The sequence below is a fragment of the Paenibacillus sp. J23TS9 genome, assembly GCF_018403225.1.
Taxonomy (GTDB): domain Bacteria; phylum Bacillota; class Bacilli; order Paenibacillales; family Paenibacillaceae; genus Paenibacillus_AQ.
In genome coordinates, this window is record NZ_BOSG01000006.1 from 274,770 (window position 1) to 300,623 (window position 25,854).

The following is a 25,854-nucleotide window of genomic DNA, read 5'->3' on the forward strand; positions in this document are numbered from 1 at the left end:
GCAAATAGATCCACGAAAGGAAGGTATGCAATGAAATTCGACTTTTTGAATTCAAGCCTGAGGCACGGGCTCTTCCGTCAAGAACAGGACGGGATCTCCTGCTTTCTTCCCGGCAGTGCGGTAACCGTGCGCTTTCAAGGGCGGGAAATCACCGCCGAAATCGAGGATGTCAACGGAGAGGGGAAAAGCTGGGTTAACGTCTATATCGATGATCTTCCGGTACGGGTGATGAGAATCGATCCGGATAACCGGCTGTACCAGCTTGCGGACGACCTCGAGGACAAACCGCATACGTTAACGCTGCAGAAACGTACGGAAGCGGCATTCGGCAGCATTAAATTTACCGATTTAACGGCGGAGAACGGGACATTTCTGAGCCCTCCGTCCCCTCTGCCCCACCGGCTGCTCATCATTGGCGATTCGATCACGTGCGGCTTCGGCAACGAGGCGCAGATTCCATGCGACTGCGATGCTTCGCGCGAAAATATCGCGCTTGCCTACAGCTCGCTGACCGGTCAGCTTTTGGACGCCGAGACCTTGATCGTGGGCGCTTCCGGTACCGGCTGCTATCAGAATTTCGGCGGCTCCAAGGAAGGCCGCATGTCGGATTATTTTATGGAAACGATCTGTCCTTATCTTGATCAAGAAGCCATGGATCCGTTTCATCCCGACATGATTGTCGTTAACCTGGGGACCAATGACTGGTCCGCGCCCATCCAACCTTCGGATTATATCGATCAATACCGCAAATTGACGGGTTTTATCCGCGGCAGATATCCGTCCGCCCCATTATTCTGCGCCATCGGTCCGATGACGCTTGGACCCGCTCCCCATTTGAAGGCTCTTGTTCAACGTCTCCGCCAAGAAGGCGACGACAGCATTCATTTCGTGGAGTTCCCGCTCATCCAGCGGCCGGAAGACGGAATGGGAGGCTCCGGACATCCCTCCGTCAAGAAGCATCGGCAAATGGCCGAACAATTGGCCGAGGCGATCCGTCAGGTTTGGTCCGGTTCAGCCCCGTTTAGCGGCAGCCAGTAGAACATTGGGACCTGAAAAGGACGGCTACGTCAAAAAAACTATGCCTGCCTCGTAATCACTTCCCTAAAAATAAAAAAGCCTGCTGAAGTTATTCAACAGGCTGACCGCTTCCTATTACGAAGCGGTCCTTTTTTTGCAGGTCGTTGTTCGATGAACGGCCATTTTTATTTTGCCAAGTAGGCGTCGACTTGTTTCTGCAGCTCAGTCTGGATCTTCTTAAGCACCGCTTCGCCTTCTGTTTTGAACTTGGCGAAGTACTGGTCCGGATCAAGCGCACCGTTAAATAATCCGCTATAATATTTGGCCTGAATGGTCGCGAACTGGGCCACTTCGTTCTTCACCGGCGTCGGATCGAAAGTGAATCCGGTGAGGATGTCCTTCGTGAAGTTGTCTGCTTGCGTAATGAATTGACTGTACTTCTGCGTCTCTTCGTCCGTACCGGCCCACTCCCGCTCTAACGTAGGATTCAACATGAGCTGGAACGAGACGATACCGCCATCGTTGTTCAGCGTTTCGTATTGATGCTCACCAGCCGATTTCCAGTTTACGCCTTCGATGCCGTGCTCCAGCAAATCATAGTTCTCCTGCTTGTTCGCCCAATCGAGGAACATCATCGCGCGGTCTTTATGCTTGCTCGTCTTCACAATACAGATAAAGTTATCCATCTTGAAATTGGAAAGGTTCTTCCCTTGGGTGAGGTCAAACAGACGCACGGCTTCCAGCTCACTGCCCGAAACGACCTGTTTCAGCTGGTCGTTGAACGATTGGGGAATCCCAAAGGCCATTTGGGGCGTAGCCGCTACTTTATTCTGAAGCTGCATTTCCGCCGGACTGCTTTTATTCGTCAAGACGTCCTGCGACATGACTTTATCCACGAACAGCTTGCGGACATCCTGGATGCCTGACCAGATCTTAGGTTCCCGGGTGTCAAAGAAGTTGTAGACTTTCCCGTCGTTGCCCTTGTAATACAACATCAGGCTGGCTCCGGCAAAATTCGTCGGACGAATGCTGACGCTGGTATCGTCCCGGATCAGCCAGTTGACCCAGCTGTAGGTGACGTCGTCCGCGCCCGCAAGGAGCGGCGTAATACCGGATTTACCGTCACGGACGGCGTAGAGATAAGCTTTCAAATCCTCGTACGTCTTTACGGGCGGCAGGTTTAGCTGCTCCCTCAGGTCCTTCCGGATGAAAATCGATCTCTGTTGGGTATAGGCGCTTCCCAAGGGAACGCCGTAGATGCTGCCGTTAATTTTGTTCGCGTCCCACATTTGTTGCGGCCGCGTCTTTTTCACATTGGGGCCGTATTGGTCCAGAAGTCCGCTTAGTTCTTCGTAGTAGCCCTGGGAAGCCATCGTGTCCAGATGCAGCCACGGAGCATCGAACATCAAATCCACGCTCTCTCCCGAAGCCAGCATGACGTTGGTCTTCTGATTCAGATCGGCAAAGTCGACGAATGTGAATTTAACCTGTGTATTGATTTCGGCTTTTAATCTCTTGTTGACTTCTGCCAGCACCTCGTCATAGTTTGCGCCTTTCGCCCCCGGAACGACAACCTCCAAGGTAACCGGATCAAGGGATGAAGCGCCGGCTTCCCCGGAATCGGCAGGCGCGGCGGCATCCCCGCCGGCGCCGGAGCACCCGGATAAAGCGATTGCCAGTCCGAGCAGCACCGGCATGAAGAACTTGCGTTTTGATTTGGCCATGCAAATGACTCCCTTCAAAATAATTATCTTATCGTGTGTGTTCAAAAAATCGGGTTTTCAGGAACCTCTTATACTCAGCCTTTCACCGAGCCGAGGGTCAGGCCTTTGACAAAATACTTCTGCACCATCGGATAGACGAGTATGATCGGACCGATCGTCAAGCATACCGCTGCCAGCTTGACCCCTTCCGCCGGCGGCAGCGTCAGCACGTTCCCATGATTAAGCGACGTGAGCTGCATCTGCGACATGAGCTGCCGGAGCAGCAGCTGGAGCGGGAACATATCGCTGTTATCGATAAACAGAAGCGACAGCCACCAATCATTCCAGTATTGCAGGGCGTAGAACAAGCTGATCGTCGCGATCACCGGCGTCGAGATCGGCCGGATAATTGTGAAGAAGATCCTCCACTCCCCGGCGCCGTCCATGTTAGCCGATTCGTTCAACTCGTATGGCAGCGAGCGATAGAACGAGACCAAGATAAACGCAAAGAACGGATTCATGACGTAAGGGAGCACAAGCGCCCACAGCGTATCTTTCAGATGCAGCCACTGAACCACCAGAAGATAGAAGCCGACGAGCCCCGAGCCGAAGACCATCGGCACGTAGGTCATAAACGAGAGGACGCCGCTGTATCGGTTCTTCGGATGGGCCAGCACGTAAGCAAACAACATGGTGACGACGAGGCCGAGCACGGTTCCGATAGCCGTTACCGCAATGGTGATGCCATAGCTGGTAAACATTTGCTTGCCTTGAAGGAGGAAACGATACGACTCCAACGTAAACTCATCCGGCCATATGGAGTATCCGTTCACCGCCAAGCTTCGGGTGCTGGAGAACGAATTGATAACCATCAGCCAAAAAGGAAACAAACAAACGAGCGCAAATAGAATCAGAAACAGTCCAAACAACCAGACGGTCATTTTATCGGATAACCCGCCCTCCCGCCGGACTCGCGCGGGCGGGATCAGAGCAACCGGACGATTCATATGGTATTCACCTCCCTTTGCATTTCGCGAATTTTGAACTACCTCTTAAAATAATCTGGAGTCTTTATCGATTTTTCGAACCAACGCATTAAACGAAACGACGGCGATAAGCCCCATGATAGACTGATAGAACACGATAGCCGACGACATGCTAAAGTTGCCAAGCTGCCTTAACGCCCGGTAGGAATATGTATCGATGACATCGGTCGTCGGGAATAGAATCCCGTTGTCCCCGACAATTCCGTAGATCATGCCGAAATCCCCATAGAAAATCCGCCCGACGCCCAAGAGAACGAGAATGATGATCTGCGGCTTCAGCAAGGGCAGCGTAATGTATTTCATCTGCTGCAGCCGCGTGGCCCCGTCCAGACGGGCGCTCTCATAATAATCGGAGGAAAAACCGGTAATGGCAGCGAGCAGAATAATCGAGTAGTAACCGGCGCTTTTCCAGATTCGCGTAAGCGTTAGAATAATCGGCCATACCCATGGGGTCTGGTACCAATCGACGGCTTGAAGCCCGGTCATGCTCAGCACGCGGTTAAACAGGCCGTCCGTATTGTTGAATAAAATGAATGCCATATACCCGACGACGACCCAGGAAATGAAATAAGGAAGGAAGACGACGGATTGGATCGTGCGTTTAAACCATTTCAAGCGGATCTCATTCAAGAAGAGAGCAATGAGAAGCGCAAAGACCATCTCGAAAATAATGAACAGCGCATTTAAATAAACCGTATTGACCGTCACTTGAATCCAATCCCGATTGGAGAAAAAGAAGCGAAAGTTATCCAGCCCCACCCAATCACTTCCCCATATGCCTTTGCTGATCTGAAAATCCTTGAACGCTAGCAGATGTCCGGACAGAGGAATGTAGGAGAAGACAACGAGAAAGACGATTCCCGGTATCGCCATTGAATACAAGCCCCGGTTTCTTACAAGATCCCTTAATACTCTCAATGTATGGTATCCCTCCATTCGTTTCTGGTCTGTCCGATGTGGCCATATCCTGACAGAGTTAATTATGTACGGAAGGATAGGTTTGGAATAGTCCTCATTGTGACACAAGAAGTACTGGAACTTAAGAAAGATACGCACGTCTGGTTTCCGGCGCCGTCTTGATTTCTACTTTGTCAAAATGAGGACTTCACACGAAAGTCAGGATATGATTGAGTAAGGAGGTGCCGGTCATTTCTCCTGCCTGGAAATTTCGGATATATACCCAGTTCGGATACATACCTTTATGCCGCCAATCCATCAGCAAGGAGTGCTGGAATGATATGAGGATCAAGTCTATTTTGCAGAAGACCTATGTTCGTACCTTTCTATTACTGACAACCGTTCTGATCTGTTCCATCCTTCCTTTCGTCTATTTACTGTCTGCGGAATTCTCGAAATACACCATGCTCGAGGTGCGCAGCAATTCACAGAACGAAGTCAACAACCTGGCATCAAAGACCGAAATGATTCTCGGTAAATTGAAATCTTACGGACTCAGCATGTACGCCGATCAGAATATTCAGAACTGGTTCTTCGATACAAGCAAAGATCCGCTCATCGATCATGCCGCGCTCGTCGCTCAGTCCAATTTCATGTCGACCGAACCGCTCATCCAGCGATCCTATCTGATTAATTTGAAGCACGGCCTTGTCGTTGATTCCAAAGTCGGCATCGTCCGGTTCGAATCCTTTGCTGACCAGAGCATACTGGAGCGGGTGAAATCATTCCACCCGGAATATTTGCGCTTCTTTAATCATTCGCCGGAGGATTCGGACTGTCTGGCCCTCATCCTGCCTGCAACCCCAGAGAAGCCATCTGATTTCTATCTTGTGCTGCTCGTCGATAAACCGCTGCTGTCGAAGCTTCTGTTAGGCCAAACGACCTCTTCGGAGCAGGACATCCGGATTCTCGACGAGGATGGTCAGCTTCTATTAGGCATGTCCGATCCCGCGCTGAGCGAACAGCTTTATCAAACGGGCCGGGAACAGCAGCGCAGCGTTTTTCAGGTTAGCTTTCCGAATCAGAGCTGGTTCGTGAATACAGCCAAGCTGAACACTGAAAATTGGACGGTATATTACTCGAACGAGTATCATACGTTGACTCGCCATATAACCGCATTCCAGCATAAATTGATAACGTATACATTACTCTTGCTGGGCATCGTCTCGGCGTTATTCTTCTGGAGTTCGCGACGTTCCTTGCGTTCCATTACCTTTTTGTCGGACAAGCTGAAAGGGAGGGTTGGATTCGCAAACTCCGCGTCTGATGCCATACCGGACATCCAATGGATCAACGACGGCATCGATCTGCTGCTGAACAACGTGGAGCAGCTTCATGCTTCCATGCGCAACCAATCCGAGCTCGTTCGAACGGAGTTTCTCGCCCAGTGGATGCTGCACGGGACGCCAGGTACCAAGAGCTACGAATATATCCGGAGCCAGACCAAGCTGGCTTCCTGCGACGTTCTGTTTGTGGCCGTCCTTCGGATCGAAACGTATACGGCTTTTTGCGAACACTACGACTTCCCCTCCCGGAAATTGATCAAATATGCCATACGCAATATTGGCGAAGAAGTGATTGGGGCAGGCTCTTATGCGGCCGAAGGCTTGGATATGGGGGGCGACCATCTGATCCTGATCATCGGGAGCCATGAATCGGGAGCGCTTCAGCTGCGACGTCTTCTGGAGGATACGCACCACCAAGTGGCACGCATCCTGAACGTCGAAACAACCGTGGCCGTCAGCAATGCCTTTGACTTCGGCACGAATATCCGAAACGTATATGATCATATCTACGAATTAACGATGCTGCGTTTCCTTAAGGGAGAAAAGCAAATTTTCCTGGAGAGCGATTACGAAGAGTTTATGGCAGGGTATCCTTCCGCCTCCGAAGCGCTGGAGACGACCGAGATCATCAAGGCCATCCGCCGCGGCCGACCCGAGACCGCCATCCATTTGCTGCGCCAGCAAATGAAGCATGTCCATGAGCTGCCATATCGCAACTATAAGCTGAACCTGACCTATTTCACCTACGATCTGCTCAAAAACTTCAACAAATCCAGCGTCCTGCATGAGATCAGCAGCATCCATCAACTGCTCGAGCGGTACGGCACGCTGTCCGAGTTTCAAGCGTGGCTGGAGGGCATCGTCACGACGCTCGCATCCGAGACCGAGGCTCCGAAATCTCCGAACCGCAAAGAAGAGATCGTGCTGGAGATCAAAGAATTCGTGGACAGCCATTTGCAGGATGCGCAACTATCGATCGAGCAGGTGGCCGACAATTTCTCCTTCTCCGTGAGCTATATCCGGCAGCTATTCAAGGAAATCATGAACATGTCATTGTCCGAGTACATTCTCCAGGAACGAATCGAGAGAGTGAAGGAGAAACTGGTATCCAGCCAGCTCTCGGTACTCGAGATCGGGGATCAATGCGGCTTCCTGTCCAAAGGCCATTTCTTCTCCTCGTTCAAGAAATTCACGAATCTGACTCCAAAGCAGTACCGGGAAAGCCACGGGGACTTCTCCAGGTGAAAATATCGCCATTCCTGCTTCATATGGAGAAGCTGCAAGCCAGGCTGTACGCAGAAACAAGCTCAAGAACGGACAAGGACCTTTCCGGCAAAGCCCCGCAGCGCTTTCGGAAAGGTCCTTATTCGGGTGAATCTCAAAAGGTCCGGCGCCTATTGTCCTGCCGTTCCTTGAACCGGCTCAAGTCCCAGCTTAGGGTTCGCCAAGTCGAGTTTGTACATGACTTGATTGTAGTTATACCGCGGCGTCGGGACATGATTCGTGAACGTATTCGTATAAGTTCCTTCGAAGTAGATGACCCGCCCACCATCCTTGTTGAAGATTTTGTGCTGCGCTACGTTATAAAACGTATAATTGTTATGCGTCACGATCTTTTTGGCGCGGGTCCAAGGACCTTGAGGCGCAGGAGCTTCCGCGTACCAGATTTCCCCGAGTACCGACGTCTTGCCTTGCGTCTGCTGAGCGATCATTACGTAACGTTGCCGATATACATTCCATTCAATGGAGCTTTGGGCGATTTGAACGTCGTCACCTGTATCGATATCCTTCAACTGATAATAACGCAGGTCGTCAGCTTTGATCAGGCCTAACTGAATCAGCTCTTTCTCTTGTTCTTGGTTGAGCGGCTGAGTGTCCTTTTTCCAGCCCCAGACGAGCTTGCCGTCCGCATCCCGTTCCAGCGACGTTTGAGCCCCGCTATATGTCGTTCCCGGCGCCAGGCAAGTAAACGATTCGTATTGGGTATAATCGATGATGGCGTCATAGCTGGCAGCAACGCGCAGATTCGGAATCCGGTGTTCGGTAAAGAGCCAATAGCCCTTGCCGTTCTCCTCGTAATAGGTCGCCTGGCCGCCCGGATGGCGCCAGTCGTCTTTGGAAGGAAACTGCACGACTTGCTCGAACTCCTTCGTATTGTCGTTAAAGGCAAGAATGCCGAAAGCGCTGAGGTCGGGATTATGCGTGCTGTAGCCGGCGAGCAGGCGCTCCTGGCCGGTGCCGTCCTTGGCGGTCATCAAACCGAATACCCAGGCGATTCCCGCGCCGTCGGGCAGCGGTGGCACCAAGCTTTTGACGAACCCGTCCTCTTTCGTAAAATAGTTGAGGTTGACGCCGACATCCGGATCCAATCCGCCTTTTTGCGGCAGCTTCGAAGTCGCTCCCGTGACGCGGAAGTTCCCCAGCGGGTAGGCCGGCCTGTCGGTGTCGCCCCAGAACCAGTACAGTTTATTGTTGTACTCAATTGTCTGCACAGAATCCTGTCCCATGACCAAGCCGTTGATCAGCGGCTCCTTAATGGGCGGCTTCTGGCCAACGAGTAAGCTGTCGCGATAAATGCCTTGGCCTGTCAGCCGGTACAGCCGCTCGGCAATGTTGATCCGGTTCATCTCAATGGTGATCGTACCCCCGGGTAAAATCGGTACGGCCTGCCCACGGTTGCCGAACATGTCGGCAGGGATATCATACCCGTCGCTCGCTAGATGGAAGAAGACTGTTTGATCCATCAGGCCGGGCTCGTTGAATGCCACGACGCCGGCACTGTCCGTGTAATACAGGATGTTATTCGTCGTCTTCAGCTCAACAAGAGGGATGCCCCGGCCCGTCTCGGCATCCACGATTTTGATCATGAACGGCTCCTGTACCTTTTTCTTCTCGCTGCTCGCATTCAGCTCGGAGCTGCTTCCCTCCGCCTGCGCTGCCATCGCGGCACCCGGTGCCGTCATGACCATCAGCAGCGCGCAAGTCCAAATCCCCGCTCTTTTCCACGGCTTCATTTTCATTTCTCTTACCTCCCGGTCTTTGTCGTTTTGATCGAATCCAATCAGCGAGCTGTCTCATACACCCCCTGTTCACATCCTGTTTCCGCTTGAGACGACTCTCGACTTCGTAACAAGAAGTAGCCATAGCAACAACGGATCGCGTCGCGGCTGTGAACTCCCCTTAACCACCCCCTTTCAATGCATAGCGCGATACGAAGGTATACGACTGATATGGATAACCAAATGTAAGCGGATACAAGTTCTACTATGCGTAACCTCCGTTTAAACGCTGCACAGCTACCATTTCATAGTAGAAATGCCTTGCGAACCGATCAACCCGCACATCATTATCGCATGCCGTTCGGCGAATAAGGGAGGCCCGCTTCGGCCCGAACTTCGAAAGAAATTCGCGCCGAGCTCAGCCTGCATTCATCCTTTATTCCTTCCGTTCCACTTGGAGCCGAATCGTTTTCACCTCAAACGGACGGAACTGAAGCAATACTTTTCCACCCTCGTGCGGCAATTCCACCATCTTCTCCTCCAGCATATCGGTCTCATGTACCGCCGCAGCAGGCAGCCCTGCGCGAAGCTCGCACGCGATGGAGGCTCCCTTGCTCTCATACAGACGAACGATCCAATCGCCCGATCCGTCTTCGGCCAGCTTGACCGTCTCCGCGATCACATTGGCTTGATCTACGCTGATCAGCGGCTCCGCCGCCTGGCTTCCTCCAGGCACGAGGCTGACAGGATAGTTCAGCTCGTAGGCTTCCTGCACAACAGGACTGTCCAGGAAAGCGCCATTCCAGAACGTAAATCCGTAAGTAAAATGGTGCACCCCTTGGTCTGAAGTTTCATCCGGCCATGTCGGAGCCCGTAGCAGCGTTAAGCTCATCGTGTTATCGTTGACGGAAATGCCGTATTTGCAGTCGTTCAGCAGCGCGAAGCCGCGGTTCGCTTCCGCAAGCGCAGACCACTTATGCTGAACCACTTCGTAACGGTCCGCATCATGCGGACGCGAAGCATGGTTCGGTCTCTTCACGTAACCAAACTGAATTTCCTGCAGCGATTCGTTCGTATGAACGCGGACCGGGAAATCGACTTTCAGCAGCTTATTCTTCTCACGCCAGTGAATCGTCGTGTGAAATTCCACCCGGCGGCTGCCGGCACGCAGACGGATATCCTGAACCATGGTCGATTGGTTCAATTCGCGCTCGACCCGGATATTCGCGAAGAGCGGACCGTTCGCGGTGACGGATACCTTGGAGCTTGCGTTCAGCTCGACAGGTGCCAAGCGATAGCGCCGATCGATCTCCCATGCATCGAAATCCGAATTTTGATCCCGGTACATCCGCATGGCGTTGCAGCGGTCCGCCGCCCATTCCGTTCCGGTCTCTTTGTCGAATATACGGGTAAGCTCGCCTTGTTCGTTCATTTCGAGCGCAATCCATTCGTTCTCCATATGCGATTCCGTTGCCATGACGGCGGGCACGGCAGGGTGATTCGCCGCTTCTGGTACCGTCTTATACGTCGACCAGCCTATTGAAGGCGTCTCCACCTCGGCATAGCGGATACCTTCGTGCAGCTGCACCGGCATGGCCGCGCCATTCTCGCTTGCAATTCCATTGACGCCAGCCGGCAATGCGACCAGTTCCTTTCTTGGCCAGGACAGCGAGTTAAAGACGGTAACGCGGGAGACATCGTCATCTGTCAGCGCATTTCTTACGTCCGAAGCCATGTCGTACACGCGCTGATTCAATTCCTTCAGCTCAAGCTGCGCCTCTTCATGGACACGATGGATGGATGAGCCTGGCAGGATATCATGGAATTGGTGCAGCAGCAGAACCTTCCATAAACGGTCCAGCTCCTCGTGAGGATATGTCCGGTAATGCAGCAGCTCCGCTGCTGCTCCCCAAAGCTCCACCTCGCGGAAACCGATTTCCGCCTTCCGGTTCAGCTTTTTAATGATGGCTTGCGTCGTATAGGTCCCGCGGTGAGCGGGATAATAGAGCTCTCCCACGTATTTGGCATCCGGGATGCCCTTTTCGATCTGATCCTCGAAAAATTCGATCGGCGAGCCATGCTTCGTTTTGGGAACGCCCTCCAAATTACCGAGTCTGCGCATAAACTCGAGATCGTCGCGGTTGGAGCCGCCGCCTCCGTCTCCGTGTCCGAACTGGGTAAGCCGCGTAGAGATTCCTTCCAGCTGGACGCGGTCGCTCCACTGATGGATTAAGAATGACGGATTGATCCGGATCGGGTAGTAGTCGCCGTAATTCATCAGATGCGTCAAAATTTGCGAACCGTCGATCCCTTCCCACATAAACGTATTATGCGGGAACGGATCTGCGATATTGTCGTAAGTACCGAACAATTTTGTAGACGCGAAATATTTGATCCCGCAGCCCTTCATGATTTGCGGCAGGTTCCCGGAATAGCCGAATACGTCAGGCAGCCACAGCATTTCGTTGTCCACGCCGAATTCTTCCTTAAAGAAGCGCTTGCCGTGCAGCACCTGGCGAATCAGGCTCTCGCCGCCGGGCAGATTCGTATCAGGCTCCACCCACATGGAGCCTTCAGGAATAATTCTGCCTTCCTTCACCGCCTGTTTGATGCGCTCGTACAGCTCCGGATACAGCCTCTTGACCAGCTGGAACAAATACGGTTGACTCTGGGTGTACGTGTATTCCGGATATTCGTCCATGAGCGCAAGCTGATTGGACATGGTCCGCGCAATCTTCCGCTTCGTCTCCGCGATCGGCCACAGCCAGGCGACATCCAGATGGGACTGTCCCATCAGGTACAGAGTAGGCGCCGTCGAACCGTTCACGCAGGAAAGGAGCGGCTCCATGATCTTTCGGCACTGCTTTACGTTCTCTCCCAACCCTTCCTGGCGCAAGGTCAGGTCGACCGTCGCAAATACTTGGGTCAGGCAGCGGTCAATTTCCGCAACACGGAGGGATTTGGCATCGAGATGGCTGCGAAGATCGTACAAGCATTCCAAATCGATGAAAAATTGGTACACGTCCTCTTCAAAAATGCAAAGCTGTGACTCTCCGAACATCGGCCGGGAATCCGTATGACCCGCATACGCTTCTGCGACAATGTCGAATTGCTCGCCGGTTTTCGCTGAACGGGATAAAGTCACGTAATGATGGTTGAGATCCTTAGCACCGCTCACGATACCGTTAATATAGACGGTCGCTTCGGATCCAAAGTCTAGCATGGCCACAATCCGTTTGCCTTCGGCTTCCTTGGGGACGACGACAGTCGAATGAAACCAGCCGTATTCCCATTTCTCTCCCCACCGTTGACCCGGAACGATGCTCTGGAACGGTCGCCCGTTCATTTCATGGATAAACAGCTGTTCCTTTGTCGTAAAACCGGAAAAATCGATTGGAGAAACCTTCGTTATCATATATTGATCTCTTTTATTCAGCAGCTTTTCGGCATGGAATAAAATCTCTTTTTTTTCACTCATGGTTTTTCTCACATCCTATGGTTGCGTAATCTACGATCCTATCGCTATCGATATACCGCCTCCCGCTGCGTTCGGCAGCGGGAGGACTTACCTCTATTCATTTGCCGTGGCTCTTTGCGCAGCATCGTTATAAATTTTCAGCACTTCATCGATGTCGCCCATTTTTTTGAGCTTATTGATGAAGGCCTGCCAGTTATCGAAGCTGTTCTTGCCTGCCACGAATTTGGCCTGTTCTTCCGTCACGAACGTCTTCACCGGGTTCATGATCTCCGAGATCCGCTGGCTTTCGTTACCCGTAAGCTGAATCGACGGCTCGCTAAGCCAGGAAGGGACATAGTCATTCTTGGGCATGGGTAGACTCGTCAGGAATGGCGATTTCTCAATCGGCACCTCTTCATATTTGCCGTTAAATACCGTATAGTCTGTCGCGGCAAAATCTACGAACGCTCTTGCGTCGCTCACCATCTGCAGGCCGGGGTTATAGTTTCGGCTTGCGCGCATGCCGTATTTATCGCCCTCAAGCCATGGATCCTTGGCCGTTTTGAGCGAGTCGACAAAGGTTGGAACGCCGTCTTCTCCGACCGTATAGGTCGTGCCCTCGATTCCCCAGGTAATGAGCCGGATCATTTCATCCGAATATTGATAATCGATGAATTTGATCAATTCTTCAGGATTTTTCACTTTTGAGCTTACGCCGTAAACTGCCCAGCCTAAGTCAGGAGTATTGCCGTTCACAACCTCCTGCCAGGCCTTTCCGTATTTCGGATTGTCCGGATACAGCGAAACCGCGTAAATCTTGCCGTCGTTAGCCGTTCTGGTGTACTCCGCCGGCGTCGTAAACCACTGCGTCAGCCACATCAGGTTGTCGCCGTTCAACGCTTTTCTTTTCAGCGTATCGTCCGTATCAATCGTATACTCCGGATCTAACAGCTTCTCCGCATACAGCTTATTCGCGAATTGGAGCGCGTCTTTATATCCGTCTTCCAACACTCCGTATACGTATTTCTCCCCATCCCAGAAGATTTCGTCCCGGATGTGGTTCGCGGAGAACAGGGATCTCAGGCTGTTCCATTTGGTTGCGACGGGATATTTGTCCGGATAGAGCTCTTTAAGCTTCTTGGCGGCTTCATAAAATTCATCGAGCGTTTCCGGAATTTTGATGTTATTGGCCTTAAACACGTCATAGCGGTAAGCCGACGTATTCTGGATGAGCATACCGCGATCCTCGGGGAACCGGGGCGTGGAGGTTTCTCTAAAGGTGTACATCTTGCCGTCGGCATCCGTTACCCGCTTCATTCCGTTCTTGACCTTGCTGATGTAGTTCATATAGTTCGGCATTAGATCTTTATATTGGGTTAACTCGAGAAGCTGGCCTTGCGCGGCCATTTCGGTCGTATCATAGAATAATGGCGTCACGAAGAAGTCCGTCAGATCGTCGCTTGCGATCGTGAGCTTAACCTTCTCGTCATACTCAGAGGACGGAATATAGTTATATTTGATTTCTACCTTCTTGCCCATGTAAGCTTCCATGCGTCTGTGCCATTCCTTGCCTACCAGACTATTCGGATTATCCACGCCGCTCGCGGGCAGCGTGACCGAGAAGTGCATCACTTCCTGAGTATCTTCCTTGGCATCGGAATTTTCGGACTTGTTCGAACATGCGGACAAAACCATCAGCACGGCCAGCCCAAGGACCAACATTTTTGCCAGTTTATTCATTCGGTTCCCCCCTAATCTCACAATCATTTTCGAATCTGCTATTCATGCCTTGTCACGAACATCTGCGCACCCTTACACCGCCGCCTCCGCTTCTTAGCCTTTGATGGAGCCGACGAATATCCCTTTGGTAAAATGCTTCTGGAAGATCGGATAGATGCACATGATCGGAAACATGGTAATAATGATGACGCTCATGCGTACCGCCTTCGGATCAAGCGTTTCACCCGGGGCATTAATAGCGACTGAGCCACCTCCCACTCGCCCTTGAATCGCTGTCGTATCCAAGGTGAACAGGTAGTTTCGGAGCACCATCTGCAAAGGATACATATCCTGATTTCGCAAATAAATCAAAGCTTCAAACCAGCTGTTCCAGCTTCCGACCAGACCGAACAGGGCAAAGGTTGCAAAAAGCGCCTTCGACAACGGCAGGATGATTTTGAATAGAACCACCAAATCATTCGCGCCGTCGATATAGGCAGAGTCCTTCAGCTCCGAAGGAATATTCAGAAAGAACGTTCGAAACAGGAACACATTGTAAGCGCTGATCGCGCCGGGGAGGATCATGACCCATACCGTATCCAATAGATGCAGACTACGCATTAGCAGATAGGTCGGGATGAGGCCTCCACCGAAGAACATCGTAATCATGAGGAAAATGGTAAGAAACTTCTTGCCCGCAAATCCCGGAATCGTGAGCGGATACGCCATCAGTGCCGTAAACAGCAGCATGATGACCGTCGAGCCGGACGCATAGATGATCGAGTTCAGATACCCTTTGAAAATGTAAGGATCGCGGAACACTGTCGTATACGCCTCCAGATTAAACCCCTTAGGCCAAACCGTTACGCTTCCTGAGGAAATGTAACGCGCGCCGCTTAACGACGTCGCGATAATGTTTAGAATCGGGTACAGCACGACAATCAGGATGAATAGCATAATGACAATATTGATCACATCGAATGCTCTGGAACCCATGCTAGCTTTTTTCAACATCCCACCACCTAGAACAAACTCGTTTCTGAAACTTTCCGGCTGATCCAATTTGTCATGAAGAGAATAATAAAGGATATGGCCGACATGAATAATCCAATCGCCGTGGTGTACTCGTATTGCGCACCTAGTATACCTTGACGATAAACATAGGAACCGATGACATCCGCTACTTCGTAAGTCTCAGGCGAATAAAGCAGGATAATCTTCTGAAAATCGCTTCCGAGGATGCCCCCCACGGCAAAAATCAGCAAAATGATCGTGGTCGGCTTGAGCGACGGCCATGTGATATGTACGACCTTCTTCCATCGGCCGGCGCCGTCCACCTCGGCTACGTCATACAGCGTCGGGTCGATTCCGCTTAGTGCGGCAAGGTAGATGATGGTGCCGAACCCGATGCCCTGCCATATGCCGGAAGAGATGAAGATCGTCCGGAAATAGTCCGATTCGAGGAGAAACATGACCGGGTCTCCGCCAAAGAAGGCGACAATATGGTTGAACAAACCGTCTCTAGCCGTAAATTCCTTCAGCAAGCCCGCAACGATGACGACGGAAATAAAATGCGGGAAATACGAAACGGTCTGAACAAGCTTCTTAAAGCCCCGATTCTTCAGCTCATTAAACAGCAGAGCCAATATAATCGGCGCCGGGAATGACCAAAGCAACGTATACAAACCGAGAAGCAGCGTGTTTTTTAGAACCCTAAAGGCCATGGGATCGTTGAAAAAGGAAGTGAAGTACTTGAACCCCACCCATTCGCTCCCCCAGATCCCCTTGGAAGCATTGAAATCTTTGAAAGCGATTAATATTCCGTACATCGGAAAATAGTGAAAGACTAACAGCGTCATAAAGCCGGGAAGCACCATAAGGTATAAGTAGCGGTGCCTGACGATTCTGGCGACGAGCCTGTTATTGGTTGTCTTCAAGGAAACACCTCCTGACTGTTAACATGTCGCGGTCGGATACGGCTGACACGATTACTCGCTGACACTTGAACTTGGCCACTCGGTTCGCTTCTTATGTAAACGCATTCATTTTCACCTCCAAGACTTTCTTCGAAAACGTATAGCTCCCAGCTGCCGTCCCATACAGATTATTCTCTCATGTTGTATACGAAGTTATTATGTTAGGTTAAAAAATAACACATACTATTTTCTTCGTCAATATATAAAATTTCCTTAAATTTCTTCATTGATTTGTATACTATCTACTCATTATCCCGAACTGGCGATATCGATGAGGCGTCAGGTTATGCTTCCGCTTGAACAGGTCATAGAAGTAACTGACGTTATCGAGTCCGATCTCCAAGCTGATATTCACGATTTCCATATCGGTGTTTAGCAGCAAATTCTCGGCGTATGACATCCTCAATTCGTTAATGTACTGTGTCGGGGACATGCCGAGATGCTCTCTGAACATTCTGCATACATAGGCATGCGATTTGCCCGACAACCCGACAAGGGCAGCCGTTCCCCGCGTGAAGTGCTCTTTCTTTTGGGCGTCCCTGCATAGGGCCCTGAACCATTCCGGCTGTCCGGTTCGTTCAATCGGATCCGCTTCGGCCTTGATGTACCGGGAGAACAGGTCGGTCAAGATCGCTCTAACCTCCGCTTTGACGGCCAGCTTCTTCTCCTGCGGGATCAGACTCAGCTGGTCCAGCCGGTACCTCACGTATTCCTTCTCCATCTTGGACAGCAAGGTTAACGGCGGCATGGCCGGCTCAAGCAGCCTTTCGCTCGGGAACCCTTCTCCCAAGAAAGAAATCAGGTCGTCCAGAACCTCCCGGTTGAACGACAAATTGATGAACTGGCAATCACCATCCTTCGTCTGCTCATAGCAGTGAACGTCCCGGTCGCGTATGAACACGAGCGCGTTCTCTTCCAGCATCTGACGCTTGCCGTTAATGACATGCACGACACTTCCCTTCAGAATAAGAAACAGTTCAAAGAAATCATGCGTATGCATGCCGATCGTATCGCGCACCGAAGAGATCAAGCGATAGTGGGCCTGAATGTCTGAATCAATGCCGTCTGCTGCAAGAAGCTTCATCATAACGTTCCCCTCCTTGTTTGTATGGAGGCAAGCCCCTCCAAGGTCAAAACACCATAATGCATTCCAAAATGGAGCAAGATTTGCAGCAAACTGTTCGGTTAGTATGTTGGTATTGAAGCCTGAAAGGAGATTTGCCACGAATGAACTTACTCAAGCTGCGTCAGCAATTCGAAGAAAACAAACGCATTTATGAAAGCGCCAAGCTTGTCTTCCGCGGAGTCGAAGGCTTCGATGTCTACAATCCCTCGATTCCGTTCGAATGGAACGGCAAGCGCTACATGTATGGACGCGTGGAGAAACGGCAGGAATGGGCAAGATCTTGGGTTCGCCTGTTCGAACAAAGCGGTCCCGACGAGTGGACCGTCGTGCCGGATACGATGATTTATCAGCTGGAAGACCCGTATATCAGCGTGATCGACCAACAGCTCGTACTCGGCGGCACACATGTCCGCTATAACCAAGGACGGCTCGATACCTTCTACGGTTATTTCTATAAAGGCTGCGACCTTCATGATCTCTTCTACTTCACAACCGGCCCGGACACGATGAAGGACATTCGACTTGTCGAGCTTCAGGGCGGTAAGATCGGCGTATTCTCCCGTCCGCGCAGCGAAGAAGTACGCAAGGAATTCGGGAGCGAATCCTTAGTCGGATTCACCGTCATCGACAGCCTGGGCGACCTGTCTCGGGAAGTTATCGAGAACGCCCCGTATATCCGCGGACTGTTCGGCAAGGATGAATGGGGTGGCTGCAACCAGGCATACTTACTCGAAAGCGGCAAGATCGGCGTCATCGGCCATATCTGCTATGCTCAAGAAGACCGATCAACTTATATGAATATGGCCTTCGTATTGGACCCGCAGACGAATCAATTCTCGGATCTGAAAATCATTGGCACCCGTCCTTGTTATCCGGCCGGCCCCGCCAAGAAGGCGCATCTGACCGACTGCGCGTTCACCGCCGGCATCGAAATGCGCCCCGACGGCAAGGTTAATCTGTACAGCGGGATCGGCGATACCGAAGCGGCGCGCATCGTCATCGACTACCCGTTCGATAAGGAAGGCGCCATTGTCACCTTCTAAATGACTCCAAGCACCCGAGCTGCCGGATATCCCGGCGGCTTTTTTTATGGCCGATCAGGGGCAAGGTACCGCACCATTCATTTTGCAAAACGCCATCTTATAATGTTATTATAACAAGTGTTAACAAAACACATACTTTATTTGACCTCATCGTAATACAGACCTTTATGAAATTCAAATATTATCTATAATTAAGCTCTATTTCCTCTTCAATTCTGAACAGAACTCGGTGATTCGACAGAACCTATATCCGAGATAGGCTCCAATTACGTATACTTTTTCGAGAAATATGCGTTATACTTGAGGAAATGTTGATATGAGGTGAACTTATTTTGAGCAATAATGACTTGGCTCAGCCAAAGTACCAGATGGTAAAAGACTATGTCTTGTCCCAGATCGAGAATCAGGAATTTACGAAGGATGATCGGATTCCCAGCGAATCGGAATTTTCCAAGCTGCTGGATGTCAGCTCCATCACGGTGCGTAAAGCGCTGTCGGAGCTGGTAAACGAGGGCGTGATCTACCGCGTTAGGGGAAAGGGCAGCTTTGTCGCCAGCCAACCTGCCAACTCGGACAAAACCTCGAATCTGGTCGCCTTCGTCATCTCCGGGGTCGAACTGTACGATAGTTCGTATATGCAGATTATGAGAGGCATACAATCCTTTCTGGGCAAGCATGGCTGCAAGCTGATCATCGAATTCGTGGAGAACGACTTTGAACAGGAGCACGAGCTCGTGCTGGGGCTGATTCAAACGGAACTGCGGGGATTACTTATTTATTCTTCTGATCCTGAAGCGGCAAAGAGCTATCTCGGGGAGATTCGCAAGAAATCGATCCCGTTCGTAATGCTGGATCGTTCCCCTTCCGGCTATCCGGTCAACATCGTCACCTGTAATAACCACGACGGTGCTTATGAAGCCGTCGAATACTTGATACAGCAGGGTCATCGGCGAATCGGATTTGCGGCTTACGACTATCATCTAAGCCCGGAGGTCGAGAGATATAACGGTTACTGCAATGCCATGTCGAATGCAGCCATTCCAGTCCCCGATTCGCTCTTGTTCCTTGACAAGGAACTGGACTACACCGAGCTTGCGCGCCTGATCCAAAGCGGAGAGCTGACTGCTCTGTTCTGCGCGAACGACAAGCGGGCCCTGGAGGTCATCGAGCAGCTCACCGCTCTGGACATTCGGATCCCCGAACAAGTATCCCTGATGGGTTTTGACGATTTCGAGAGCTCCAAATTCGCCAAGGTCGCCTTGAGCACCGTGAAGCAATATTTCGACGTCCTCGGCTATGAGAGCGCCAAGCTGCTGCTCGAACTTACCGAGGGCACGTCTTACGGCAGCAAGAAAGTCATGCTGCCTACAAGCTTGGTCTTACGCGACACGATCAAGCCGGTCAAAAGCTAACACCATGCAAAAAACTACCTCATCCGTTGCCTTATGGGTAGGCGGTACATCCGCACCGGTTGTCTATGCGGCCGTGGCGTTATGGGGACTTACCTTCGGCGGCGCCGCCACGCTGCTGCAAACCGCGCAAGCCATGGTAAGCGGTGAAGAAGGCGTAGATATCGCAATGCCCATCAATACCACGGTATGGAATCTGGCCATCGCCGGTGGAGGTATCGCAAGTGGTACTTTGCTGGAGCTTGTGGGTGTACAGTCGTTTCCAGGAGTGCTATTGATTCTGCTGCTTGCGGCTTTGCTTATCGCGTGGAGTGCGAGGAGACACGGCTTCCCCCGGTAACAATGCGCTGCATAGACGGAAAAATTCTCCCCCTATTCGGTCATCATAGGAGCTTACTCTGATCAGACTTATTCATAACCTGAATTTTTTTTTTTACTTGAACAGGATGGAGATCGATTGGATAGACAAAGGGGAAGGCTTGATGGATCTGGTTTTCCCAGTTTCCATTCATACCTTCCCCGATTTTATCATGGGTTTATTCGATTTTTAACACGTGTCTCCGCCCACATCCATATGCCGCGTAAATTCGTCGAGAAGCACACGCACTTCATCGGTAGACGCCGTGCTCATCAATTGATTTCTGAGTTCGCTCGCCCCTCTGAACCCCTTGACATAAATCTTGAAAAAGCGATGAAGAGCTTTGAATGGACGTGTCTCTGATTCTTGGGAATACTGATCATGCAGATCCAGCTGCAATCTCAAAAGGTCAAGATATTCGGTACTGCTATGTTCCCTCGGCTCCTTTTCAAAAGCAAACGGATTTTTAAAAATACCACGCCCGATCATGATTCCGTCCACGCCATATTGTTCAGCCAGCTTCAAGCCCGTTTGACGGTCAGGAATATCTCCATTAATCGTAAGCAGCGTATGTGGCGCCACACGATCCCGAAGCTTCTTAATTTCAGGAATCAGTTCCCAATGCGCATCGACCTGGCTCATTTCCTCTCTTGTACGCAAATGGATCGAAAGATTCGCTATATCTTGCTGCAATATATGTGTCAGCCAGTCCTGCCATTCATCCACTTCTGTGAATCCAAGCCGGGTCTTCACACTTACAGGCAATCCTCCCGCCTTAGCGGCTTGTATGATTTCAGCGGCAACCTCTGGACGGAGAATCAAGCCGCTTCCCTTCCCATTGGATGCCACATTATGAACAGGACAGCCCATATTGATGTCGATCCCTTTATATCCTAGCTTCGCCATACCGATACTCATTTGTTGAAAATACTCCGGCTTATCGCCCCATATATGCGCAACCATGGGTTGTTCATCCTCGGTAAATAGTAAACGGCCACGCACACTATGATTTCCTTCCGGGTGACAATAGCTCTCCGTATTAGCAAACTCTGTAAAAAACACATCCGGTCTTCCTGCTTTACTCACGACATGACGAAAAACAACATGCGTCACATCCTCCATTGGTGCAAGTACAAAAAAAGGCCGGGGTAAATCAAGCCAAAAATTATGGTTCACGTCAAACTCAAATCCTCTCGTATAGTTACAGCTTCGAAAGTTGACCCAAATAAGTGAAAGAACGAAATCCCCAATTAGAAATTCGTTCTTTTATATTATACTAATTCCAACCAAGCTACGCCACATGGCTTGAGTATCGGTCAATGTATTTTAAGCCATGTTCATTGTCTTCAGGAATTTTATATAAAGTTAAAAGTCGTTTTGACGCACCCAAATTAGTTCAGGCCACGGCATTGTAAAGCGCCCCCGATTATCTCTCCTTTTAGAGAAATAATACTCGACGGTCATATCACCAGTTACAACTTGTTATATACAATTTGTTTTATACATTTAATCCCCACATTCAAAGGATAAAGATTATCCGGCATCGACATCACTAAATAAACCTTAATTCTAAAATGCAGTATACAGTAGACTTATTCTGTAGCTTTACTTTGATGTTTAAGGGACACCGAAATACACCGATATCATGATGATTCGGCTTCGATTTACATATGTTCCGGTGCTCTAAAAAAGGGACAGGCTCGGGAGCCTGCCCCTCTCTTCCTATTCCAGCATGGACGTGAATCAGACGAGTGAATAAATCACCACTTTGGATACCTGTTTCTCCCAGGAGTCGCTGCCCGATAATTCAATCTTCAAATACTGCGTTCCTGCAGGCAGCTGCTGCACGGGCGTATATGTCTTCTGATACCATTTGCTGCCCGTATAAACGCCCGGCGTGCTCGTATGCGCCACCTGCGTCCAGTTCTGGTTATCCGGCGAAGCATAAAAAGCCACACCGTCCCACACGCTGAATTGATATAAATCCGCTTTGAACCGGGTCATGTTCGCAACGTTGTACACGAAGCTTTCGGTCGTTCCCGTGCTCCGCTTGACGCGGGACGTATCACCGTTAAAATAACCGCTGTTTGTCGTGTCCATGCTCAGCCCGCCGGTATGGGAGAACGTCTTGGACCAGTCGTTGAGATCGTCCGTCATGGCCTGCTCCTGGGGAACCGCCGAACCGTTCTCACCGACGTAAGTGACCACGCTTTTCGGCGGAATCGCCGTCTGGAACTTGCCTCCCGCCAGCGGGATATCGGGTCCGGCGGCAAGGTTCAAATCGCCGTTTGTCGTGTAAGGAGTCAATTTCCCTGATGAAAATCCGCTCGGCACCAGGTTCACCTGCGCGGTGGCATCGTTGTCGTTAATCGCCACGATCGCAAACTTGCCGCTGGCCGGATCCTTATAAGCGGAGGTGTATACGCCCGATTGCGGGCTGTCCGTTGCGCCGATGCGAACGTAACCCGGCTTGATGAATTTGCTGAAATTGCCGAAGGCATAATACCGTTTCGTCAGCTGGAACGTGCTCGTCGCCTTGTCGACATTGATCAGGCCTTCGTCGTTGTTGCCGGGAATGGCTCCGGTCCAGTACATCCATGCGTTGACACCTGCTTTGGTCATGAAGGTGTGCGTCTGCTTGGCGAATTTGAGCGCGGAGCCCATCCCCGGATCATAGGAGTCCACCTTGGACACTTCGGTCATCCATACCTTTTTGCCCTTGGAGGCCGCGGTCGAAAACGGAGTTGTCGGGAGCTCCGTATTGATCACCGGAACGGGATAGTTATGGCCGGCTACGATATCGAGCCTTTCTGCCGATGCCGGATCGTTCAGCGAATCCTTGATCAGATCCTCCGACCACCACGACGATTCGCCCGCGATCACTTTGGTATTTTGAACGCCTTCGTTAATCATCGCCTGCTTCAAATTATCTTTCAGAAAAACTTCGAAGTTGGTCGAATTCCATTCGCTCGAATCCCAGGACAGGAACGTCATCGAATTGGGTTCGTTGGCAATGGACACTGCATACAGATCGAGTCCGAACTGCTGCTTGTATGCTTTGATGAATTTGGACATGAGGAGGGCGTAGTCTCCATAGTTCTCCTGCTTCAGGTAACCGCCGCTCGTCGTAGAGTTGTTCGTTTTCATCCAGGCCGGCGGGCTCCAGGTACTCGCGATCAGCTTATTGACGCCTCTGGCCTTGGCCTGCTGCATGACCCAGACTTGATCGGGTCTTGCACTGAAATCATATTGTCCCGGAGCCGGGTTGAACTGAGGGAACAGCGCTCCGCGGAAAATGGATATGCCGATGCCGGTATCCGGCTTGAACAGCAGGTCCATGACCTGGCTGCGCGCCGGCTCCTGCAGATCGTAGATGGCATCGGACCATCCGGCTTGCGAGACACCGAATCCGTCGATGTCCTGCTTCATGTCGTTCCAGTTGACCGTGACGTCCGCCGCCGCATGTGCAGTAAGCGGTATCGCGATCGCCGCCGTCAATATGGTGCATAGGACAGCGCTCATCAGCTTTTTGACCATTTTTCTTCCCACGACAAAACCACCTTTGCTTGAAGATGATGTAACACCCGGGAACCAAGGTACGACATGTGACGAATGATTCGGTAAATGCTTCAGCCATCCCCCCTTATCCGTGCACCTCTGCATGCTTACGCGACGATTATACAAAGCCCCCGGGAAGCAGGCTACCAATTTGGTGACTTTTTGATCCAACGTTGATGACTGATTTCGATATGAGCTGCATGGAACGTTGTAAAGCAATCCGCACATGCATCATTCCTTCCATCGCTGTTGCCTCCGGATTTCCGGAACGATTGAATCATCGACGAAATCCGGGTACAACGGCGAATGCTTCGCTTGTACGGCCTCATCCGCTCTGTTGCATCGTGCTTGGACCTCCTCTTTTATCTACAGCTCTCGGGTTCAATTAACGTGCCATGCGCGTGTTTCGTTGCAACAACAAAAAAGCCCGCGTCCCCAGGACGCGGGCCAATCGATGAAGCTTAGGTGTCACCCTATGCTTTTCCAACTGCAAGCAGATAAAAAGCGCCCTTGAAGGCACTTTTTCAGATAATCATGGATTGATTTTGCGCTTCAACACGCTTTCCAGCAAAGACCAGCCTTCCATGCATTCGGGCGTCGTCAGCAAGGGTTCGAAGCCGAAGTTCAGATACATGTTGATCGCTTGGTAACTGGTCGTCTGCGTCGTCAAATAAGCGCGTGGATGATACCCGGCCAGGACCTGGAGCGCTGCTCCGAGCAAGGGCTTGGCCAGTTTCTGTCCCTGGTATTCCGGACGGATGGCCACCCAATGAATTCTCCCGATCTTCTCTTCGCCCTGAAGCGCACCGTACCACGCCGTCGTCGTTCCAATCGCTTCGCCGTTTCCGTTCTCAATAAACAAGCAGCGCGATTCCATTTCATGTGTATGGGAGCCGAATTCTTTGTTAAAATGCTTCAATGCTGCGTCCACATCCGCAAACTCGCCTACACTTGCTTCAATCTCTGCCCAAATCCCCTCGTCTCCCGGTTGATAGTTTCTCACGCGATATGGCGAAGGAAACGTGTACTGCGGAATGTTGCCAAGATCCGGACGAATCATCGTTAACGGAATTCGTTTCATGCGATTCTCTCCTTTCGGCTGCGCTTGGCCAGGTATAAGCTGTAGCCATTTCCGCCGCTATGATTTCACTGCACTCGCGGCCGCATAGATGAACCGCTCTCCTCTCGCCATGACATGAATCGGCAAAGACGGGAAGTGATCGTACACATAGTCCACAAAGTACCCCGGGCGCTCGGCATTGCCTGCAAACAGGTCATAGTGCATGGGAACGGTCATTTTGAAGCCGGCGCCACTCGCCAATTCCGCAGCCTCCCGGTAGTTCATGTTTCCCACGATGCCTCGTTCACTGCGATAGAAATCGCGCCCGTTGATCGGAAGGAGCCCCAGATCCACCTCTTCCTCGCGGAGTCTGGCCTGCAGGCCTTCGTAAATGAGGGTATCCCCTGCATGGTACAGGGTCACTCCGTTCAAACGGATGATGTAACCGATGTATTCATGAAAGCCATCCCGGTCGGTTGATAGCTCTTCATGTGCCGCGGCGATCGGCTTTATGACGGCCTGTCCGCTGTATTCCTTGCCGGTATCCGCGATGTGAAACCGTTCTGCCCTCACTCCTCGTCCCAGCAGCGTTTCCCTGCAGCACGCCGGTGCGAAAAACAGGGTCTCCCGCGCTTGCGCCGCCATCGCGTGGATGGTGTCGGGATCCAGATGGTCTACATGATCATGCGTAATGAGACAGTAATCGGCGTTCGTGATTTCTTCCGGCCGGACAGCAGAAGGATAGGCGCGGCGAAGGCCGTACCGGCTTTCCGCCAACGCATCCTCAATCGTAAAGGGATCGATATAGATCGTCGTTGAACCGCCCTTTACAATAAAGCTTGCCTGACCCAGGCACCAAAGCGCTACCATGCCGTACGGCAAGATAGTTTCATCAATTTCCTTGATCAACGCGTTTCCGGCGTCATTCCCTGCTGTTCTGTTGTCCCTCATCAATGCTTATGCCCCTCTCCTCGTCGCTTCCTCCAAGCCAGGAGGATCGTCCTTGCGAACGAAACAGTTTTCAGGAATGCTCTTCGCGAAAGGGAGGCTTATTTCCTCCCGTCCAGCGGATTTTTGCCGGTTTGAGCCAAAAACGTTGAAAACACTTAAATATACTAGAATACGGGTTGTTCGGCTTGC

18 protein-coding genes are annotated in these 25,854 nt (G+C 51.2%); 5 read left to right on the forward strand and 13 right to left on the reverse strand.

The annotated features are described in order from the left end of the window. Positions 1-30 precede the first annotated feature (30 nt). Complete coding sequence (locus tag KJS65_RS27010) at positions 31-1,038, forward strand: SGNH/GDSL hydrolase family protein (RefSeq protein WP_213652916.1); 1,008 nt, start codon at positions 31-33, stop codon at positions 1,036-1,038. A 164-nt stretch (positions 1,039-1,202) separates the two neighbouring features. On the opposite strand, the gene KJS65_RS27015 is transcribed toward KJS65_RS27010, so the two are convergent. The 3 genes from KJS65_RS27015 to KJS65_RS27025 form a co-directional block, all read right to left on the reverse strand. Next, a complete protein-coding gene (locus KJS65_RS27015; protein WP_213652917.1) occupies positions 1,203-2,741 on the reverse strand; it encodes an extracellular solute-binding protein in 1,539 nt (512 codons plus the stop codon). A gap of 74 nt (positions 2,742-2,815) precedes the next feature. Beyond that, complete coding sequence (locus KJS65_RS27020) at positions 2,816-3,727, reverse strand: carbohydrate ABC transporter permease (RefSeq protein ID WP_213652918.1); 912 nt, start codon at positions 3,725-3,727, stop codon at positions 2,816-2,818. A gap of 45 nt (positions 3,728-3,772) precedes the next feature. Next, entirely contained in the window at positions 3,773-4,684 is a 912-nt protein-coding gene (locus tag KJS65_RS27025; protein ID WP_213652919.1) for an ABC transporter permease, read from the reverse strand. A 320-nt stretch (positions 4,685-5,004) separates the two neighbouring features. Here KJS65_RS27025 and KJS65_RS27030 point away from each other — a divergent pair, with 320 nt between their 5' ends. Further along, complete coding sequence (locus KJS65_RS27030; protein ID WP_213652920.1) at positions 5,005-7,254, forward strand: AraC family transcriptional regulator; 2,250 nt, start codon at positions 5,005-5,007, stop codon at positions 7,252-7,254. Positions 7,255-7,403: 149 nt separating this feature from the next. On the opposite strand, the gene KJS65_RS27035 is transcribed toward KJS65_RS27030, so the two are convergent. From KJS65_RS27035 to KJS65_RS27060, 6 genes are all read right to left on the reverse strand, one after another. Next, positions 7,404-9,029 carry a hypothetical protein gene (locus tag KJS65_RS27035; RefSeq protein ID WP_213652921.1) on the reverse strand — a complete coding sequence of 542 codons (1,626 nt, stop codon included), beginning with the start codon at positions 9,027-9,029 and terminating at the stop codon, positions 7,404-7,406. 415 nt (positions 9,030-9,444) lie between these two features. Then, on the reverse strand, positions 9,445-12,486 hold the full coding sequence (locus KJS65_RS27040; protein WP_213652922.1) for an alpha-mannosidase: 3,042 nt from the start codon (positions 12,484-12,486) through the stop codon (positions 9,445-9,447). 93 nt (positions 12,487-12,579) lie between these two features. After that, positions 12,580-14,205: an ABC transporter substrate-binding protein gene (locus tag KJS65_RS27045; protein ID WP_213652923.1), complete on the reverse strand. Its 1,626-nt coding sequence runs from the start codon at positions 14,203-14,205 to the stop codon at positions 12,580-12,582. A gap of 93 nt (positions 14,206-14,298) precedes the next feature. Then, entirely contained in the window at positions 14,299-15,195 is an 897-nt protein-coding gene (locus tag KJS65_RS27050; RefSeq protein ID WP_213653007.1) for a carbohydrate ABC transporter permease, read from the reverse strand. A gap of 11 nt (positions 15,196-15,206) precedes the next feature. Beyond that, entirely contained in the window at positions 15,207-16,121 is a 915-nt protein-coding gene (locus KJS65_RS27055; RefSeq protein WP_213652924.1) for an ABC transporter permease, read from the reverse strand. Positions 16,122-16,398: 277 nt separating this feature from the next. Then, positions 16,399-17,247: a helix-turn-helix domain-containing protein gene (locus KJS65_RS27060; RefSeq protein ID WP_213652925.1), complete on the reverse strand. Its 849-nt coding sequence runs from the start codon at positions 17,245-17,247 to the stop codon at positions 16,399-16,401. Between the two features lie 140 nt (positions 17,248-17,387). On the opposite strand from KJS65_RS27060, the gene KJS65_RS27065 reads away from it, so the two are divergent. The 3 genes from KJS65_RS27065 to KJS65_RS27075 all read left to right on the forward strand — a co-directional run bounded on the left by KJS65_RS27065 (position 17,388) and on the right by KJS65_RS27075 (position 20,078). Beyond that, entirely contained in the window at positions 17,388-18,329 is a 942-nt protein-coding gene (locus KJS65_RS27065) for an MTP-1 family protein (RefSeq protein WP_213652926.1), read from the forward strand. Between the two features lie 332 nt (positions 18,330-18,661). Next, a complete protein-coding gene (locus KJS65_RS27070) occupies positions 18,662-19,741 on the forward strand; it encodes a substrate-binding domain-containing protein (RefSeq protein WP_213652927.1) in 1,080 nt (359 codons plus the stop codon). Positions 19,742-19,745: 4 nt separating this feature from the next. Next, positions 19,746-20,078 (forward strand): MFS transporter, encoded by a 333-nt coding sequence (locus KJS65_RS27075; RefSeq protein ID WP_244864882.1) that lies wholly within the window; start codon positions 19,746-19,748, stop codon positions 20,076-20,078. A 207-nt stretch (positions 20,079-20,285) separates the two neighbouring features. Here the strand turns inward: KJS65_RS27075 and KJS65_RS27080 are convergent, their stop codons facing one another. The 4 genes from KJS65_RS27080 to KJS65_RS27095 form a co-directional block, all read right to left on the reverse strand. Further along, on the reverse strand, positions 20,286-21,272 hold the full coding sequence (locus KJS65_RS27080) for a tRNA dihydrouridine synthase (RefSeq protein ID WP_213652928.1): 987 nt from the start codon (positions 21,270-21,272) through the stop codon (positions 20,286-20,288). A 567-nt stretch (positions 21,273-21,839) separates the two neighbouring features. Next, complete coding sequence (locus tag KJS65_RS27085) at positions 21,840-23,645, reverse strand: glycoside hydrolase family 30 protein (protein WP_213652929.1); 1,806 nt, start codon at positions 23,643-23,645, stop codon at positions 21,840-21,842. 541 nt (positions 23,646-24,186) lie between these two features. Further along, positions 24,187-24,735, reverse strand: coding sequence for a GNAT family N-acetyltransferase (locus tag KJS65_RS27090; protein ID WP_213652930.1), 549 nt, complete (start codon positions 24,733-24,735; stop codon positions 24,187-24,189). Between the two features lie 57 nt (positions 24,736-24,792). After that, positions 24,793-25,665, reverse strand: a complete 873-nt coding sequence (locus tag KJS65_RS27095; protein WP_213652931.1) for an MBL fold metallo-hydrolase — start codon at positions 25,663-25,665, stop codon at positions 24,793-24,795. Between the last annotated feature and the right edge of the window lie 189 nt (positions 25,666-25,854).

Coding starts and splice junctions, on each gene's coding strand:
- KJS65_RS27010 (WP_213652916.1), top strand. CDS start 31: ATGAAATTCGACTTTTTGAATTCAAGCCTGAGGCACGGGCTCTTCCGT.
- KJS65_RS27015 (WP_213652917.1), bottom strand. CDS start 2,741: ATGGCCAAATCAAAACGCAAGTTCTTCATGCCGGTGCTGCTCGGACTG.
- KJS65_RS27020 (WP_213652918.1), bottom strand. CDS start 3,727: ATGAATCGTCCGGTTGCTCTGATCCCGCCCGCGCGAGTCCGGCGGGAG.
- KJS65_RS27030 (WP_213652920.1), top strand. CDS start 5,005: ATGAGGATCAAGTCTATTTTGCAGAAGACCTATGTTCGTACCTTTCTA.
- KJS65_RS27035 (WP_213652921.1), bottom strand. CDS start 9,029: ATGAAAATGAAGCCGTGGAAAAGAGCGGGGATTTGGACTTGCGCGCTG.
- KJS65_RS27040 (WP_213652922.1), bottom strand. CDS start 12,486: ATGAGTGAAAAAAAAGAGATTTTATTCCATGCCGAAAAGCTGCTGAAT.
- KJS65_RS27045 (WP_213652923.1), bottom strand. CDS start 14,205: ATGAATAAACTGGCAAAAATGTTGGTCCTTGGGCTGGCCGTGCTGATG.
- KJS65_RS27060 (WP_213652925.1), bottom strand. CDS start 17,247: ATGATGAAGCTTCTTGCAGCAGACGGCATTGATTCAGACATTCAGGCC.
- KJS65_RS27065 (WP_213652926.1), top strand. CDS start 17,388: ATGAACTTACTCAAGCTGCGTCAGCAATTCGAAGAAAACAAACGCATT.
- KJS65_RS27075 (WP_244864882.1), top strand. CDS start 19,746: ATGCAAAAAACTACCTCATCCGTTGCCTTATGGGTAGGCGGTACATCC.
- KJS65_RS27090 (WP_213652930.1), bottom strand. CDS start 24,735: ATGAAACGAATTCCGTTAACGATGATTCGTCCGGATCTTGGCAACATT.
- KJS65_RS27095 (WP_213652931.1), bottom strand. CDS start 25,665: ATGAGGGACAACAGAACAGCAGGGAATGACGCCGGAAACGCGTTGATC.